The sequence below is a fragment of the Kitasatospora sp. NPDC127067 genome (assembly GCF_042724755.1).
GTDB lineage: Bacteria > Actinomycetota > Actinomycetes > Streptomycetales > Streptomycetaceae > Kitasatospora > Kitasatospora lactacystinica.
In genome coordinates, this window is sequence record NZ_JBHXEM010000075.1 from 14,178 (window position 1) to 28,788 (window position 14,611).

Consider the following 14,611-nt stretch of genomic DNA (forward strand, 5'->3'; position numbering starts at 1 on the left):
GGTCCTTTCGGTCAGCGCGTGGCGTTACGGCGCGGGAACGGCGCGGGAACGGGGTGGGGATCAGGGCCGGGAGAAGGTCTGCGCCTGCGGCGCGTTGATCATCTGCAGGGCGAACTGCGCCGAGGAGATCCGGTTCACCCCGTGCGCCCCGGACAGGGCGGGCACCAGGGCGTCGCCGGGTCCGTCCACGTTGAGGACGTCCCGTCCGCCCGGGCGCAGGAACCGGGCGAAGCCGGCCGGCTGCGGGAACTCGTCGATGGGGTGGCCGATCCGGTCCCCGGTGATCTCGCGCAGATCGATGGTGCCGAGGTCGCCGATGCCGAAGCACAGGCCGCGCGGCGGCTCCGCCAGCTCGAAGCGGTCGATGAGTTCCGGGAAGAGCGCCAGGCGGATCTCCGTGCCGAACACGGCCTCACGCACGGGCTCGACGACCTCGGTGCCCTTGTAGGCGGTGACGATGGTGTTGGGCCAGTTCGGGACCAGACTGGAGTTGATCAGCACCGCGCACTGCGGGACCGGCCCCCCATCGGTCGCGAGCTTGTTGAGGTCGGCGTCCAGGGCGTGGCCGACGCCGACGCTCAGCGCGCCGTCGACCGCCGCCCGCACCCAGCCGGCGTCGAGGTAGGCGAAGCGGATGCTCTCGGCCGGCAGGGCGCGCGGGTCGGGGACCAGGTGGGACAGGCTCAGCAGCTCCAGGCGGCGCAGCGCGTCCAGCCAGGCGGTGACCTTCGCGAACGTGTCGGGGGCGGCCTGGGTGAGCAGGCTCGCCACGCCGGGCCGGGCCAGGACGGCACGTGCGTCACCCTGGCCGCGGCGGGTGCGGGCGGCGGTGCGGCGCCGGCCGGCCCTCAGCTGAGGACCGGCCTGGTCGAGGGCCTGGACGAGGCGGGCGCCGGCTGAGCGGGCGTCGTCGTCGGTGAGGAGGCGGTCGAAGGTCTCGAAGGCGAGCGGCGCGGTGAGGTGACGGCTGGTCAGTTCGGTCGCGGCGCGGGCGGCGAGTTCGGGGTGGGAGGCGAGGCGACGGGCCGCGGTGCGGGCGGCGGAGCGGAACTCCAGCAGGGCGTTGCGGAACTCGGCGTCGGCGAGGGCGAGGGTGCGGCCGGTGGTGAACGCGGCGGCGTAGGTGGTGTCGAAGACGCCGTACTGCTGCAGGTAGATCAGAGCCTCCCCCGGGGAGTCCAGGCGGGTGGCGGCCGGGTCGGGAAGCTCCTGGGCGGGTTCGGCGGTGAGCGGGCCCCGGTAGAAGGCGAGGGTGCGCTCGCCGGTCTCCAGTCGCTGGGGCAGGGCGACTGCCCCGCCTGCCATGCGCTCCAGGGCTTCCTTCTGCGGGCCGGCCGGATTGGCAGGTCCGGTGGTCGGTACGCGCAGGCGCAATTCGTCCTCGGGGCGCACGGTGGTGCCGTCGGTGGTGGCCAGGTGCTGGGCGAGGTCCCCGAAGCCGATGCCGGAGTCGGGTTCGGTGGTGAAGGACCAGGAGGCGAGGGAGACCAGCCGTACGCCGTCGGTGGGGGCGGGGGCGGTCAGGTATCGGTCGTGGCCTTCGAGGGAGGCGAGGTGGACGACGTGGCGCCCGCCCGCGGCCGCGGGGAAACGGTTGGCGACGAGGACGGCGTTGAGTTCGCCCTCGTCGGGCTCGGGGTCCGTGCCGGCGCGGGTGGCGTCGGGGCGCCCGCCCTCGCGAAGGTGCGCGAGGTAGCCCATTTCGGAGGGCAGCGGCTTCACCGCGTCGAACAGGGCCTTGGGGACGAGGATGGTGGCGCACTGCTCGTCGTACTCGTCCGGGTGCATGCTCCCGGGGGCGATGGCCGGCACCGCTCCGGGGCCGTGGGCGCCGTCGAGCAGCTCACCCACGCTGCCGGCGGTGACGAGGCCGACCGCGTCCGGATCCTCGGGCAGTTCGTCCTCGCGGAAGAGCAGCAGGGCCATCCACGGGACGGCGCCCGGCCGGCCGTCGCCGAGCGGGCGGGCCCACGGCAGGCCGGGGGCGTCGAGGTTGATGTGGGCGAGGGTCTGGCTGTAGGTGCCGACGGCGTCGGGAACCGGGAACCGGGCGTTGATGCCGGTCGGGTCGAAGCTGAAGCGCGGCTGGACGACGTCGAAGGGCTGCGGGGTGGCGTCGATGACGCGGTCCTCGCCGTCGAGGTCCTTGAGGATCTGCCGGTTGTCGATCCGGTACCGGCCGGCGTACAGCGAGGGGATGCGGTGGTCGAAGAAGCGGGTGCGGTGCTCGGCCCCCGGGGTGGTGGTGCGCGGCTGGGGGACAGGTTCGGAGGTGGTGGTCACAGGGCGTGCCTTTCGACAGGACGCGGCAGTGGGCGAAGGGTTTGGGGCGCATGGCGGATCGGGCCGCCCGCGGAGGCGGTGCGGGCGGCCCCGGGTGCGGCGCGTCCGGTCAGCCGGCGATGAGCATCGGCTCGGCGGTGAACGCGGTGCCGGCGGCGTGCGCGTAGCCGCTCAGGTCGGTGTCGAGTGCCCCGAGGTCGGCGCCGAGACCGGTCAGAGCCTGCGCCAGCGCGGTGCGACTGCTGCGGATGGCAGGGGTGTCGATGCCGTCCTGGATCACCTCGATGACGTTGACGTCGTCGGGCCGTGCCGGCACCGGGCCGGTGGCCGCCTCTCCGGAGAGCGGCTGGTTGCCGTCGGGGTTGATCGGGCCGAAGGAGATGGCGTTCTCGTCGAGGAATCCGGTGGACGCGCCGTGGTCGACCGGGGGTGAGGTCAGCCGGATACCGAGGAGCCGCTTCGGGATGATCCCGTCGTCCGGGGTGTCCGGCTCCTGGCCCCACAGGCCGTTGGGCACGTTGCCGAGCAGCACCGCCCGGCCCCAGGGCCGGTCCCTAGGGGTCAGCGTGTACGGGGCGCCGTTGAAGGAGAGCCAGACGCGCAGTTCGCTGCCCCTGCCCCGCAGGTGCATGGGCAGAATGTCCAGCGCCTTGTCGGAGGCGACCTCGACGGTGTCACCGCCCTGGTTCAGGTACACCGTGCTGACGGGGGCCTGGGTGTCGGCGGTGAACGTGAAGCCGCCGTTGCTGACCAGCCACGGCTTGACCCCACCGCGGGTGGCCGGGGAGCCCTCGCCGGTGTACCCGGCGATCGCCGTGGTGCGGACCATGTTCTCCGGCGGCGGCAGCATGCCCTGGAAACCTCCCCAGTCCAGCGCCGGGGCCTGGTTGCGGCGGCCGGCGCCGAAGCCGATGGTGAAGGAGATGAACCACAGGTGGACGGTGGCCTCCCCACCCACCGCCGGGCCCCAGACCCGGACACTGACGCCGACCTCGACCGAGATCCTGACCTTGACGAACCAGACCTTGATGGTCGCGGAGACCCCGACCCGCACCCCCATGCCGACGTCGAAGTAGAAGGGGTTCCACTCCAGCAGGGCGTCCACGCGGGCGGTGAGCCAGGCGCGCAGCATGCCGGACTGGAAGACGACGTCCAGGGAACCGCCGGCCATCAGGGACTTGGGGGTGAACGCGGCGTAGGCGTTGCCGGTGATGTTGACGGTCGAGCCGACGCCCCAGGTCAGGCCGGCCGGCTGCTGGCGGGGGTAGCGGGCGGGCAGCTCCCGGCCCGCGGGAATCGCGCCGAGCATGAACGCGAAATCACCGGCGTTGACGTGGTTGCCGAACCAGAACTTCATGCCGACGCCGCCGCGCAGCTTGCAGTTCGGGTCGATGAGGAACGTCTTCTCGGTGAACGCCGCGCCGATGCTCAGCTCCCCGGCGGTGGGGCGCAACGTGGCTTCGATGCCGATCTCCACCCGGGCGATCTTCTTGTCGCTCTTGGTGGGCAGCTGCATCCCGGCCGCGCCGAGCAGGCTGATCGTCAGGTCGGAGCCGGTCTGCACCAGTGCCATGGCGCGGCCGCTGAACGTCTCGAAGCAGTCGAAGGCCAGGCCGGCGGCGAACCAGAGGTCGCCCTCCTGCGCCCGCACCCACGGACTTCCGTCGCCGATCAGCTTGCTGAGGACCGCGAGCGGGTCGACCTCGTCGTCGTCGGCGCCGATCGCGCCGGGGTTGTCGAGGGCGACGAGGAACGGGAAGCTGCCCAGCGCGTCGGCGGCCGGGACCCGCACCCGGCTGTTCCAGCCGAACCCGGCGGAGATCCCGCGCACCTGGAACTGCGGTGGCCCGTACCCGATCTGGCTGCCGAGGGAGCCGTAGGCGAACAGCGACGGATCGGCGCCGCTCTTCGGGACGACGTAGGCGCCCATCGCGGAGCCGTTGAACGCGCCGGTGTCCACCAGGAGGACCCCGCCGACCACCGTCCTGTACGGCGCGGGGGCGGGCAGTGCGGTCAGGGCGCCGGCGATCCGCAGCGGCGGGTTGTAGTAGTCGACGCTCAGCCCGTTCTCTCCGCCCGGTGTGCCGATCGGCGACCAGCCGCGCGCCGACGGTGCCTCCAGGACCCGCATGCCCTTGCGGCGCCGCGGCCCGGGGCGCGGGGCGCGGATGCCGTGCTCGGTGACCAGCGCCTGCGGGGCGCGCTCGCGTGCGGCGCCGTCGCGGTGGCGCACCGCCGGCAGGGCACGGCCCAGGCCGTCGAGACGTCCGGGGTCGGTCGGCGGCGCCGGCGCGCGCTGGACCAGCCGTAGGGCGCGACCGTCCGTCAGCGCCCACGCCCCGGCCGCCAACGGGGTGCCGGCAGGAGTGCCGTCGACCAGGAGCAGAGCATGGTTCTCGCCGAGATCGGCGACGGCCAGCATGCCGGTCACCCACTCGCCGTCCGTGGAGAACGAGACGCGCACCGGCACCGCGGACGCGCCGGCGGTGGTCGAGGCAAGGCCACTGACGGTCATGGTCTGCGGATCGCCCTGCGCGCCGTCGATGCGCACGGGGCCAGGGCGGAACACGAGTGCGGCGGCATCCGGATCGGCGAGGACAGCTGCCGGAATCTCGACCGCACCTCCCGCGGCCGCTTGTTCGAGGAGCTTCCGAACGTCTTCCACGCGTGCTGTCACGGCGGCCCAACCCTCTACTCGGGGCAAAAGGGGAAGACGGAATCACGCGTCGGCCCCTGGTGCCAGCCCTGACGTGTCCGCTGAAGGGAGCCTAGCCAGGCAACCACCCTGAGCATGCTTCTACTTACATTCGGTTACGAGTATGGCTGAAAGTCGGCATCCGAACCGGCCATGGAGGTCGGCCCTGTGGTCGGTGCAGGGGGCGGGGCGCCAGGGCGCCCGTTGGTGCCGTGCTCCCACCGGTTCGAAGCCCTGGTCACCGGCCGATCAACAGGTCCGGCACTCCCGCCGCAGCGGTCTCACCGCGGCACCTCCGGGCCGCCGGGCAGAGCAGCGCCGCGGCTCGGTGCTGTTGGCCTCCCGCCGGTCGGGCCCGCGGAATACCCCCCTTTCCGCGGGCCCGGCCGTGCTCCGTCCCGTAGTGGATCGGACCGCTGGCGCCCAGCGTCCGTTTCGGACCTGCGACCGGATCGATGTCGCCTGCGGTCCGGACGGCGACATGGGTGTCGACGGCAGTGCACCTGGCGCCGGCGATCAAGAGCGGCGGTGAGGGGCCGCGGCCTGCCTGGGCCGGCCTGCTCGGACACGATGCCTGCGCTGCGACCCGCGTACGCAGGTTCCGAACGGCAGGCGCAGGCCGGCGGGGGCGCCCTCCGCCGACCGTGTTCCCCCTGGTTTGTCAAGAGTGATGGTGTGCTGACGGTCCGTCATGGAAAGATCCATCCGGGTCGGTACCGAGCCGGCCGGTGAGGAGGCAGCCATGTCCGAGACCACGCCCAACTCGAAGGGGCCGGCTCCGGTCCAGTACACGCCCGAAGCGGCCGAACCCGCGCTGGGCACGCTGTCGATCGAGTACCGCGACGGTCGACCCGTGATTGTCGTCAGCGGTGGGACCGCAATCCCTGAAAGGATCTCCGTGGTGGACGCGTCCGGCAACCCTGATGTGCGGTTCCAGGCTGTGGCCATCACTGGTGTCGGTCCGGTCGCCTTCAACCAATACGCCTTTTCCGCGAACGATCCGATCAACTTCATCGATGTCAACGGGAACTGACGTCCCCCTGGCCGGTCGGGCGGACTGCGCGGTCCGAAGTCCGCCCGCCTTGGGCTGGTGACACGGGCGGTACGGCGCTTGAAGATGCTGTCCGTGTCCGATCCGCCGAGAGCCGCCTGGTCCAGCGCATGAACGTCATCACTGCCTCCACGTACAAGGCGACTCTGCCCAGCGTGGGCTACCTGGTCCTCCACCAGCACGGGGCCGGCGGGACCGCGACCCTGGAGCTCACCCGGTTCGGGCAGCCCATCGGCCGGGCCACCGTGGGACCCGGCCGGAACGCCACCATCCGCGCCAACGAGGGGACGGAATTCCAGCTCGGCGCGCCCTCCTCCAGGCTGCACGCTCTCGAATGGTGGTCGATCGGCGGCGTGGCCCCCTGGCAGCACCACGCACCCCTCAGCGCCGGCAACGAGACAGGAGATCCACCGCGGACGGCCGCCATGCCGCAGATCACCACCACCGGCTCTGACGCCGAGTACGGCACGGACGCCGCACCACCGCTCTGCCTCGAAGTCACCACCAACCCCGACCCGGTGCGGGTCTCGCCCTCCGCGGGCGACCCGCATGCGCCGACTTCGTCCGCACACACGACTCGCCGATGCGGCGAGCGGCAAGGCAGCTGATGTGCCATTGACACCACCCCACTCACAGTCGTCGGACCGGAGCTCTGTGTCATGTTGGTGGTGATCATTCCCGTGCTCGGCCAGGGAGCCTGCTTCCGCCGGCTGCCGCAGGGCCGGGCACGGGTGCGGCGACGTGAGTGAGGAGTGGGCGTGGCGGACGTGAACTGGCAGAGTCTGTGGTGGGCGGTGTACGCGAGCGGGGAAGGCTGGAGCAAGCCGGAGCCGTTCGCGGACCATCTCAGCGCGAGGGGCGCCGCGCTTGCCGCCGTGGACGGCACCGTGTACTGCGCCCACAAGGGCGGGGGCACCCCCAGCGCCGAGACTCCGGTGCTGCGAAGAGGCGGACGAGAGGATCGTGCACCTGGTCCGCGGCGCCGACGGGAAGTGGGCGGAGGCCGTCGACGCGAACGGCGCCGCGGTGAAGACCCCCGACATCGGCGAGACAGTGGGGCCGTCCTCGCTCGGCGTGCACGACGGCAAACTGCACCTCCTCAGGGGCGCCTGGCTGACCAGGGAGAGTCCCGAGGGCCGGGAGGACGAGTACCGGCTGTGGCACGCCGTGTTCGACGGCACCGCCTGGAGCGAGGGCACCCTGCTCCCGGCAGCCCACGTGTCGGAATACCCTCCCGCTCTCGCCTCGTACGACGGCAGGCTCCACGCCGTCTACTCGACGCCCGAGAACGTCCTTCGGCACACGACCTGGACCGCCGAGGACGGCTGGGCGGACGGCCAGGACGTAGAGGGCCGCGAGTCGGAGTCACTGCCGGCCCTGCGTCTCGTAGAGCATCCGCCGGAACACCTGGGACGACCCAGTCTCCATCCACCCGGACGGATCCGTCCTCGCCCTGCGCGTGCTTCCGGAACGGGACCGCTGACGGCGCAGCGTTGTGCCGTTCCGACCCCCTGCGAGCTGATCCGCCGGATCGATCCGTCCGTCCGCGACCACACCGCCGATCGGGGTGAGCCGGCGGCTGCCGTCGAGGAGGCGCCGACCGCCCGGCTCCCCGGGCTGCTGCGCACGTCGAGCAGATGGTGGACCACCTCGCCGTCTCCTACGACTGGACCGGTGACCCCCGAGCGCCCGGAGTGTCCGGGGGGTGGCCGACAGCCCCGCGGCGGGGTGAGTGCCACAGCGATGACCTGCGCCCACCGGGCACCGGCGGGCGCAGGTCGATCGCGGGGCACCGCTGACGGTGTCGGTCACCGGGCCGGGGCGCTGGGCTCCGGTGGCGGATCGGTGCGGTTGCGGTGGGGCAGTTCGACGCGGACGGTGAGGCCGCCACCGGGGCGCGGGGTCGCGGTGACCGTGCCGTCATGGGTGCGGGTGACCGCCCGGACGACAGCGAGGCCGAGTCCGGAGCCGTCGCCGCTGCGCTGCCGGCCGCGTTGGAACGGTTCCAAGAGCGCGGGGACCTCCCGCGGGTCCAGGACCGGGCCGGTATTGGCGACTTCGATGAAGGACCGTCCGCCGTCGGTGCCGGTGGTGATGGTGGCCGTGCCGCCGTGGTGGTTGTGCCGTACCGCGTTGGCCATCAGGTTCAGCGCGACCTGGCTCAGCAGGGAGGGGTCGCCCCAGGCCGGTGCGGGCCGGGGGTCGGCCGTGATCCGGATGCCGGCCTCGTGGGCCTCGTCGGTGAGGTCGGCCAGGGCGTTCGCGGCCGCGTCTGCCAGGTCGACGGGGTGCGGTGTCAGGTCTTCGCTCTCGCCGCGGGCCAGGGTGAGCAGGGCCGCGATGAGGCGTTCGCTGCGGGCGTTGGCGTCCAGTGCTCGGCGGACGGCGGGTTTCAGGTCGTCCGGGATCCGGCCCTGGGCCAGGGGGATCTCCAGGGCGGTGCGCTGGAGGGTGAGCGGGGTGCGCAGTTCGTGCGAGGCGTGGGCGGTGAAGCGGCGCTGTGCGGTGAAGCCGCGGTCCAGGCGGTCGAGCATGGCGTCGAAGGTGTCGGCGAGTTCGCGGACCTCGTCGTGCGGTCCGGTGAGGGCGAGCCGCTCGCCCAGGGTGCTGTCGGCGCTGATCCGCCGGGCCGTCGCGGTGACCCGGTCGAGGCGGTGCAGTGAGCGTCGGCCGATCCACCAGGCGAGCAGCGCGGCGAGGACGGTGAAGGCGGCGAGCAGCAGCAGCGAGCGCGTGAGGAGGTCGCCGAGGACGGTGTGCTGGAAGTCCTCGAAGCGCTGGGCGGGGCTGGTGACCGCGGCGGGGGTCTCGAACGGGCCCGTCGGTGCGGAGGCGGGCGCCGCCGGCTGAACGGCGGGCTCGGTGATGGCGGTCGCGGGGACGACGAGGTCGCGGTTGGTCTCCAGGAGCTGGCGTGAACTCAGCCAGTTCAGTACGAGCAGCCCGGATCCGAGGACCGCGAAGACCGCCGTGGTCATCAGGGTCAGCCGGCCGCGCAGGGTCAGTCGGGCCGGCCGCGGGCGGCGTCGGATCCGCACCGGGCTCACAGCCGGTACCCGTAGCCGGGGTCGTTGGTGATCAGCGGTGGTTCGCCGAGCTTGCGGCGCAGGGAGTGCACGGTGACCCGGACGGCGGTGGTGGCCGGGTCCGTCGCGGCGTCCCACAGGCCGTCGCGGAGCTGTTCGGTGGTGACCGGGGCGCCGTCCGCGGCCAGCAGCATCTCCAGCACGCCGAGTTCCCTGGGCGTGAGCCGCAGCGGCCGGCCGTCGCGTTCGGCGATCCTGCGCACGGTGTCCAGGCTTACCCCGTGCCCGCTCAGCACGGTGACGCCGCCGCCGTGCCCGGAGCGGCGGCCCAGCGCCCGCAGCCGGGCGACCAGTTCCAGGTAGGAGAACGGCTTGGCCAGGTAGTCGTCGGCGCCCTGGCCGAGGCCGTCGACCAGATCGGCGAGCGTCCCGGCCGCCGTGAGCATCAGGATCCTCGCCGGGTGGCCGGCGGTGTTCAGGGCGCGGCAGACGGCGTCCCCGCTCAGGACGGGAAGGTCCCGGTCCAGCACCAGGACGTCGTAGTCGGTGGCGGCCGTCATTTCGAGCGCCCGGGCACCGTCGTGTGCGACGTCGCAGACCATGCCCTCGGCCCGCAGGCCCTCGACGAGCATCGCCGCGAGGTCGATCTCGTCCTCGACGATCAGCACGCGCATTCCGTTCCACTCCGATCGGCCGTGTCCCGCGTGTCCCGGGTGCGGTTCCCCTGGTCAAGGATGGTGTCACGGGGGTTAGCCGGGGGTTAGGCACACGCTCACCCGTGGCTAACACGCCGGTCCGTAGAACTGCCGGAGACCGCCACCGACCTTCGGCAAGGAGCACCACATGCGCAGCAGGACCATGCGGACCGTACTGGCGGCAGCCGCCGTCACAGCGGCACTGGCGATGAGCGGCTGCTCCTCCTCGGACCCGGTGCCCAGGGTGGAGGGAGGAACCGCCGCGGGGAAGGGCAAGCCCCAGGACGACGGCGCGGTCCGGCAGGCCTGGGTGAACTGCATGCACCAGGAAGGGCAGAACGGCGTCGAGCTGGACAAGGACGGCAACATCGTGATCCCGGCGACGGGAACCGACGGCGGCTCGACGTCCGCCTACGACACGGCGGCCAGGACCTGCGACGCCAAGGTCCCCGGAATCCACCAGGTCAAGCCGAGGAACATGGAGAAGTCCATCGAGGAAGCGCGCGCCTTCGTCGCCTGCGCGCGCAAGAGCGGCTACCCCGACCTCCCGGACCCGGACCCCAGGACCGGCATCCTCACCATCCCGCGCGCCTCCTTCGACATGGTCAAATGGGACGCCATCCAGCCGGCCTGCGGCCGGCTGCCGATGCCCGGCTACACCATCGGCCAGTGACCATGAGCGACCGCACCGAGACCCCCGCAGCCGAGGCCCCCGCCACCGAGGAGGGCCGGCCGGGCCGTACCCGCAGGACCCGCCGCCGGATCATCGTCCCCCTCGCCCTGGTCACCGTCATCGGCGGCTCGGGCGCCCTCGCCGCCACCCGCCCCTGGGAGCACCGGGCCTTGGCCCCGGCGCACTCCCCGGTCGGCCACGAGACCGTCGAGGTGCGCAAGGGCTCGCTGTCCAGCGGCATCCAGGTCGGCGGCGCCCTGGCCTACGACGCCACCACCGCCGTCATCCCCTCCGGCCGCGGGACCCTCACCGCCCTGCCCGCCGTCGGCACCGTCGTCAAACCCGGCGCCACGCTCTACGAGGTCGACGGAAAGCCCGTGGTCCTGCTGCGGGGGGACCGGCCGATGTGGCGCGACCTCGGCCCGGACACCGGCGACGGCCCCGACGTCGAACAGCTCGAACGCAACCTCATCGACCTCGGCCACGCGAACGGACTCGGCCTCAAGGCCGACCGGAAGTTCACCGCGGACACCGCCACCGCCGTCAAGCGCTGGCAGAAGGCCCTCGGCGTGCAGCAGACCGGGACGGTCACGCTCGGCAGCGTCGTCATGCTGCCCCAGCAGACCGCACGGGTCCAGCAGGTCGACGCGAAACTCGGCTCCGCCATCGGCAGCACCGCCGTCATGACCGTGACCAGCACCGACCTGGTCGCCATCGTCCAACCCGCCGACAACCAGACCTCCCGCTTCAAGCCCGACGGCCGGGTGACGGTGAAGCTCGCCGACGGCACCACCGTCGGCGGGCGAATCCGCTCCCTGATCAGGGGCGGCGCAGGCGGGGGAGGCGGTAACGGCCCGGGCGGCGAGGGCGGCGGCGGAAACCCGGAGAAGACCACCGTCACCATCGCGCTGGACAGCCAGCAGCAACCCCAGCAGGCCGGGCCCTCCACCGTGACCGTCACCGTCGTCGGCGACACCGCCGAGGACGCGCTGATCGTCCCCGTCACCGCCCTGATCGCCCTCGACGGCGGCGGCTACGGCGTCAAGGTCGCCGACGGCGCCACCACCCGCCTCGTCCAGGTCCGCCTGGGACTCGTCGCCGACGCCAAGGCACAGATCACCGGCGACATCCGGGCCGGCGACCAGGTGGTGGTCCCGGCATGACACACCCCCGGCCCAAGGGCACCACTCCCGTGCTCCAACTCACGGGCGTCACCAAGGAATACCCCGGATCGCCACCCCTGCGCATCCTGCACGGCATCGACCTCACCGTCGACCACGGGGAACTCCTCGCCGTCGTCGGCCCCTCCGGCTCCGGCAAGTCCACCCTCCTCGCCCTCCTCGGCTCCCTCGACCGCCCCACCACCGGACGGCTCTGCTTCGAAGGCCACGACCTCGCCGCCCTCACCGACCCCCAACTGGCCGCCCTGCGTGCCCACCGGATCGGCTTCGTCTTCCAACAGTTCTTCCTGCTGCCCGGGCTCACCACCGTCGAGAACGTCGCCACCGGCCTCCTCTACAGCGGCGCCCCCGCCACCCTCCGACGCACCGCAGCCGTCGACGCCCTGCGCGAAGTAGGACTCGGCCACCGCCTCCACCACCACCCGGACCAGCTCTCCGGCGGCGAGAAGCAACGCGTGGCCATCGCCCGCGCCCTCGTCGGCAACCCCGCACTGCTGCTCGCCGACGAACCCACCGGCGCCCTCGACAGCGCCTCCGGCGCCACCGTCGTCGACCTCCTGCGCACCCTCAACGCCAAGGGCACCACGGTCGTCGTCATCACTCACGACCGCGACCTGGCCGCCTCCTTCCCCCGGCGCATCGGCATCCACGACGGCCGCATCGACTTCGACGAACGCACCCCCCACCCCGCAGGAGCCTCCCGATGACGCCCGCCCCGCGCCGCACCCGGCTGCGCCCGACGGACCTGCTGCGCCTGGGCATGATCGGCCCGCGCACCCGCAGGATGCGCTCCGCGCTGTCCGCGCTCGGGATCTCCCTGGGGATCGCCGCCGTCATCGCGGTGACCGGGATCTCCGCCTCCAACCAGGCCCACCTGCTGGAGCGTTTGGACCGGCTCGGCTCCAACCTGATCACCGTCGCCCCCGGCAACGGCGCCGACCGGAAGCCGGCCCCGCTGCCCCCCACGGCCGAGAAGATGCTCGCCGACATCGCCCCCGTCCAGCAGGTGACCGCCACCGGGGCCACCAAGGCCCAGGTCTACCGCAACGACCTCGTACCGACGCAGCAGACCGGCAGCCTCACCGTGCTGGCCGCGCGCCCCAACCTGCTGGACGTCCTGCACGCCACCGTGCGCAGCGGACGATGGCTCGACACGGCGGGCGAGAGCCTCCCCGTGACCGTGCTCGGCGACCGGGCCGCGCAGCGCCTCGGCGTCACCGCCCCGGGCGAACGGGTCTGGCTGGGCGGCCAGTGGTTCGTCGTCACCGGGATCCTGGCCCCCAACGAGCTCGCCCCCGAACTCGGCACCGCCGCCCTGGTCGGCTGGCCCGAAGCCACCGCCCACCTGGGCGCGGACGGCACCGCCGCCACCGTCTACCTCCGGTCCCACCCCGAGCGCGTCCCCGACGTCCAGGCCGTCGCGGCGGCCACCGCCAACCCCGCCGGCCCGAGCACGGTCGCCGTCAGCCGCCCGTCCGACCTCTACACCGCACGGGCCGAAGCCAAGAACGCCCTCACCGGACTGGTCCTGGCACTCGCCGCCGTCGCCCTGCTCGTCGGCGGCGTCGGCATCGCCAACACCATGGTGGTGAGCGTGATGGAACGCCGCGGCGAGATCGGACTGCGCCGCGCCCTGGGCGCCCGGGGCGGCCAGATCGCCGCGCAATTCCTCCTCGAAGCCGTCCTGATGGGCCTCATCGGGGGCATCGGCGGACTGGCCCTGGGCGCCCTCACCGTCTACGGCTACGCCCTCGCCCAGGGCTGGCCCGCCACCATCCCGCTCTCCACGACCGCCGCCGCACCGCTGGTCTCGGTCCTGGTCGCCGCCGTCGCCGGGATCTACCCGGCCCTGCGCGCGGCCAAGGCCTCCCCGACCGACGCCCTCCGCTCGGCCTGACCGGCACGGGGCGGCATCCACGGCGGACAGGCGAGCCCGAGCGCGTGGCACCGACGTCCGCGAACTCACCCCGCCGGGCAGGGCGGCACCGACCGGGAGCGGGCGGCCGGCCCGTCGGCCGTTCACGATCAAGGGCCCCCTGGAGAACCGGTCGAGGACCCACTGGGGCCGCAACGGCGTACCGCCGAGGCGGGCGAAGACGAGGCCTTCGAGCCGGCCGTCGGGGTGGGCGGCCATCTGCCCCGGAGCTGATCGGCGGCGGGACCCATGTTGATCACGGGTGCGACGGCTGTGCGAGGACGGCAGGAGGGAAGACCTGGTCCGGCGCGGGGCACGGATGGAGTCGTCGCAGCGGCCCGGGACCGGGGGCGTATCGCGGAGGAATCAGGTTGGAGGACGGGGCATGTACCTCAATTACGTGCGGGTGCGGAACGTACGCGGCTTCTGCGGCGCCGGTGAGGTGGACCTCGACCTGACCCGGCCAGACGGCTCCTACGCCGGATGGACGTGCTGGCCGGCCGTAGCGGGTCCGGCAAGTCGACGTCGGTGAGGTCGGAGCCGTAGCAGCGGATCCGGTCCGGCTGGTCGGCCGCGTCGCCGAGCCGATGAGCGAGGCAGTCGCACGGCGACACGCCGAAGCTGGACGAAGGCGGGGCAAACACGCCACAGTGGGACACCAGGGCCTCCTGATGGTTCGTTGACTCGACATCACCGAACTGTGGAAGAGGCTCTTCTCCTATGCGCCAGCCGCGCAGTGATCACCCGAACGAGCCCAATGCGTGCGGAAGTTCGAGCGGCAGCCGGGCCCCTCGGTTTGGGAATCGCTTCTCGGCGCCCGGGCAGCGGTCCCAGTTCGAAGGCAACCGCCATCGGCCCGCGAACGGCTCGGCCTCCGGCTCCTCCTGGACTGGCTGCTGACCGCTGTCGGGCAGCGGGCGGGCCTTCAGCAGGACGGGAGCGGCGGCCAGGGGGGTGCCAGCGCCGGCGGCCTCGGGCACGTGTGCCCCGCCGGCCTCTGTGACGGCCGGGCCGCCCAGGGCGGAGCGGCCGCCGGGGGGGGGCGGGACCCGGGCCGCGGGCGGGGCGCGGGCGCGGGGGGGGGGGCGGAGC

Annotated in this window: 10 protein-coding genes; 6 read left to right on the plus strand and 4 right to left on the minus strand. The window is 73.0% G+C overall.

All coding sequences use genetic code 11. The features are described from left to right. Positions 1–60 precede the first annotated feature (60 nt). Together ACFWJ4_RS26545 and ACFWJ4_RS26550 are read right to left on the minus strand one after the other, a co-directional pair. Positions 61–2,283: a hypothetical protein gene (locus ACFWJ4_RS26545; RefSeq protein WP_380547780.1), complete on the minus strand. Its 2,223-nt coding sequence runs from the start codon at positions 2,281–2,283 to the stop codon at positions 61–63. Between the two features lie 109 nt (positions 2,284–2,392). Next, the gene (locus ACFWJ4_RS26550) at positions 2,393–4,834 is read right to left on the minus strand and encodes a DUF6603 domain-containing protein (protein ID WP_380547783.1); all 2,442 of its coding nucleotides are present in this window, start codon (positions 4,832–4,834) and stop codon (positions 2,393–2,395) included. An 886-nt stretch (positions 4,835–5,720) separates the two neighbouring features. Here ACFWJ4_RS26550 and ACFWJ4_RS26555 point away from each other — a divergent pair. Beyond that, positions 5,721–6,011, plus strand: a complete 291-nt coding sequence (locus ACFWJ4_RS26555; RefSeq protein ID WP_380547786.1) for a hypothetical protein — start codon at positions 5,721–5,723, stop codon at positions 6,009–6,011. 128 nt (positions 6,012–6,139) lie between these two features. Continuing rightward, on the plus strand, positions 6,140–6,637 hold the full coding sequence (locus tag ACFWJ4_RS26560; RefSeq protein WP_380547789.1) for a hypothetical protein: 498 nt from the start codon (positions 6,140–6,142) through the stop codon (positions 6,635–6,637). Between the two features lie 1,200 nt (positions 6,638–7,837). Here the strand turns inward: ACFWJ4_RS26560 and ACFWJ4_RS26565 are convergent. Both ACFWJ4_RS26565 and ACFWJ4_RS26570 read right to left on the minus strand, forming a co-directional pair. Beyond that, complete coding sequence (locus ACFWJ4_RS26565; protein WP_380547792.1) at positions 7,838–9,067, minus strand: sensor histidine kinase; 1,230 nt, start codon at positions 9,065–9,067, stop codon at positions 7,838–7,840. 5 nt (positions 9,068–9,072) lie between these two features. Further along, the gene (locus tag ACFWJ4_RS26570; RefSeq protein WP_380547795.1) at positions 9,073–9,729 is read right to left on the minus strand and encodes a response regulator transcription factor; all 657 of its coding nucleotides are present in this window, start codon (positions 9,727–9,729) and stop codon (positions 9,073–9,075) included. 169 nt (positions 9,730–9,898) lie between these two features. Here ACFWJ4_RS26570 and ACFWJ4_RS26575 point away from each other — a divergent pair, with 169 nt between their 5' ends. From ACFWJ4_RS26575 to ACFWJ4_RS26590, 4 genes are read left to right on the plus strand one after another with little or no spacing between them, the layout of a single operon-like run. Next, the gene (locus ACFWJ4_RS26575; RefSeq protein WP_380547798.1) at positions 9,899–10,423 is read left to right on the plus strand and encodes a hypothetical protein; all 525 of its coding nucleotides are present in this window, start codon (positions 9,899–9,901) and stop codon (positions 10,421–10,423) included. 2 nt (positions 10,424–10,425) lie between these two features. Beyond that, positions 10,426–11,586: a peptidoglycan-binding protein gene (locus ACFWJ4_RS26580; RefSeq protein WP_380547835.1), complete on the plus strand. Its 1,161-nt coding sequence runs from the start codon at positions 10,426–10,428 to the stop codon at positions 11,584–11,586. After that, entirely contained in the window at positions 11,583–12,311 is a 729-nt protein-coding gene (locus ACFWJ4_RS26585) for an ABC transporter ATP-binding protein (RefSeq protein ID WP_380547801.1), read from the plus strand. The genes ACFWJ4_RS26580 and ACFWJ4_RS26585 overlap by 4 nt, the downstream gene beginning before the upstream one ends. Next, positions 12,308–13,501 carry an ABC transporter permease gene (locus ACFWJ4_RS26590; RefSeq protein ID WP_380547804.1) on the plus strand — a complete coding sequence of 398 codons (1,194 nt, stop codon included), beginning with the start codon at positions 12,308–12,310 and terminating at the stop codon, positions 13,499–13,501. Before ACFWJ4_RS26585 ends, ACFWJ4_RS26590 begins: the two co-directional genes overlap by 4 nt. Positions 13,502–14,611: the final 1,110 nt, after the last annotated feature.

What these genes read in the sequence shown, in the direction of transcription:
- ACFWJ4_RS26555 (WP_380547786.1), top strand. Translation starts at nt 5,721, where the DNA reads ATGTCCGAGACCACGCCCAACTCGAAGGGGCCGGCTCCGGTCCAGTAC.
- ACFWJ4_RS26560 (WP_380547789.1), top strand. Translation starts at nt 6,140, where the DNA reads ATGAACGTCATCACTGCCTCCACGTACAAGGCGACTCTGCCCAGCGTG.
- ACFWJ4_RS26570 (WP_380547795.1), bottom strand. Translation starts at nt 9,729, where the DNA reads ATGCGCGTGCTGATCGTCGAGGACGAGATCGACCTCGCGGCGATGCTC.
- ACFWJ4_RS26575 (WP_380547798.1), top strand. Translation starts at nt 9,899, where the DNA reads ATGCGCAGCAGGACCATGCGGACCGTACTGGCGGCAGCCGCCGTCACA.
- ACFWJ4_RS26580 (WP_380547835.1), top strand. Translation starts at nt 10,426, where the DNA reads ATGAGCGACCGCACCGAGACCCCCGCAGCCGAGGCCCCCGCCACCGAG.
- ACFWJ4_RS26585 (WP_380547801.1), top strand. Translation starts at nt 11,583, where the DNA reads ATGACACACCCCCGGCCCAAGGGCACCACTCCCGTGCTCCAACTCACG.
- ACFWJ4_RS26590 (WP_380547804.1), top strand. Translation starts at nt 12,308, where the DNA reads ATGACGCCCGCCCCGCGCCGCACCCGGCTGCGCCCGACGGACCTGCTG.